The organism is Bacillus sp. AFS040349 (assembly GCF_002577655.1).
In the GTDB taxonomy this organism is placed as follows: domain Bacteria; phylum Bacillota; class Bacilli; order Bacillales; family Bacillaceae; genus Metabacillus.
In genome coordinates this window covers 928-2,131 of record NZ_NUMC01000195.1, presented here as the reverse complement: position 1 = coordinate 2,131, position 1,204 = coordinate 928, and the positions used below count along the sequence as shown (strand labels likewise).

At 37.8% G+C, this 1,204-nt stretch carries 2 protein-coding genes and 3 tRNA genes; 4 read left to right on the top strand and 1 reads right to left on the bottom strand.

Annotation, left to right across the window (positions count from 1 at the left end; genetic code table 11):
* Positions 1 to 21 precede the first annotated feature (21 nt).
* Positions 22 to 135 carry a cortex morphogenetic protein CmpA gene (cmpA, locus tag COD11_RS26020; RefSeq protein ID WP_098799762.1) on the bottom strand — a complete coding sequence of 38 codons (114 nt, stop codon included), beginning with the start codon at positions 133 to 135 and terminating at the stop codon, positions 22 to 24.
* A gap of 93 nt (positions 136 to 228) precedes the next feature.
* Here cmpA and COD11_RS26015 point away from each other — a divergent pair, with 93 nt between their 5' ends.
* The 4 genes from COD11_RS26015 (at position 229) to COD11_RS26000 (ending at position 1,068) form a co-directional block, all read left to right on the top strand.
* Complete coding sequence (locus tag COD11_RS26015; protein ID WP_098799761.1) at positions 229 to 693, top strand: SprT family protein; 465 nt, start codon at positions 229 to 231, stop codon at positions 691 to 693.
* Positions 694 to 818: 125 nt separating this feature from the next.
* Positions 819 to 893: transfer RNA gene (locus COD11_RS26010), tRNA-Asn, on the top strand.
* Positions 894 to 896: 3 nt separating this feature from the next.
* A tRNA-Ser gene (locus tag COD11_RS26005) sits at positions 897 to 987 on the top strand.
* Between the two features lie 9 nt (positions 988 to 996).
* Positions 997 to 1,068 (top strand) — tRNA-Glu (locus COD11_RS26000).
* The last annotated feature ends 136 nt before the right edge of the window (positions 1,069 to 1,204 follow it).

Sequence of the window (1,204 nt, the reverse complement as noted above, 5' to 3'; positions counted from 1 at the left end):
CAGATTTTCAGTGGCCTCCTTTTAGGAGCAGTGTTTTTCTCTATAGAAAAACCAGCATTGATTAAGTAATTTTATTTGATAGCGATTTTTTTCTAAAAACGCCCGCTGCATTTGATTTTGTAACCAAGATGGCATTGCTCATACCTCCTTAACTATTATAATGGAGTATGGGTGTTTATAATGTATGCATTGGGCAAGTGTGGTGTTACATATATGGAGGAATTTTTTATGAATGATGAAAAACTGCAACAATTGGTGGAAGACATTTCAATAAGCTTATTTAGAAAACCATTTAAGCATAAAGTAATCTTTAACAAAAGATTGAGAACAACTGGTGGGAGGTACATGCTAAGCACCCATAACATTGATATTAATCCAAAGTATTATCTTGAACATGGACTGGAAGAAATGATTGGGATCATCAAACATGAGCTTTGTCACTATCATCTTCATATAGAAGGAAAGGGATATAAGCACGGAGATCAAGATTTTAAATTATTATTAAAAGAAGTAGGTGCACCTAGATTTTGTACGCCTTTAAAAACTGATTCTAAAAAAAGACAAGCCTCCCTTATCTATAAGTGTTCTGATTGTCATCATGAGTACAAGAGGAAAAGAAAAGTAGATACAACACGTCTTGTTTGCGGAAAATGTGCTGGTAAAATCTATCTTCTAAAAGGGGTTGACTCTTAAGTTGATACTATGTTAAATTATAAAAGCCGTCGTTGATGGCTGTTAAATAAATAAAGGTAAATACGATGAATTCTTGACAAGACATGCTTTAATAAATATAATTAAAGAAGTCTGTTAGAAATTGTTCCGCAGTAGCTCAGTGGTAGAGCTATCGGCTGTTAACCGATCGGTCGTAGGTTCGAGTCCTACCTGCGGAGCCATATGGGGAAGTACTCAAGAGGCTGAAGAGGCGCCCCTGCTAAGGGTGTAGGTCGCGTGAGCGGCGCGAGGGTTCAAATCCCTCCTTCTCCGCCATATTATAATGGCCCATTGGTCAAGCGGTTAAGACACCGCCCTTTCACGGCGGTAACACGGGTTCGAATCCCGTATGGGTCATAATTATATTGTTAGAGAGTAGGAAGTGGGCACACTTGTAGCTCACCTCCTATTTTTTCTCGGATATGATTAATGTTACTAGGGTAATGAAGCTTAAAACTTAAAGTCAAGGTGAGTTATTTTCACTACGTGAAAA

Coding starts and splice junctions, on each gene's coding strand:
- cmpA (WP_098799762.1), bottom strand. CDS start 135: ATGCCATCTTGGTTACAAAATCAAATGCAGCGGGCGTTTTTAGAAAAA.
- COD11_RS26015 (WP_098799761.1), top strand. CDS start 229: ATGAATGATGAAAAACTGCAACAATTGGTGGAAGACATTTCAATAAGC.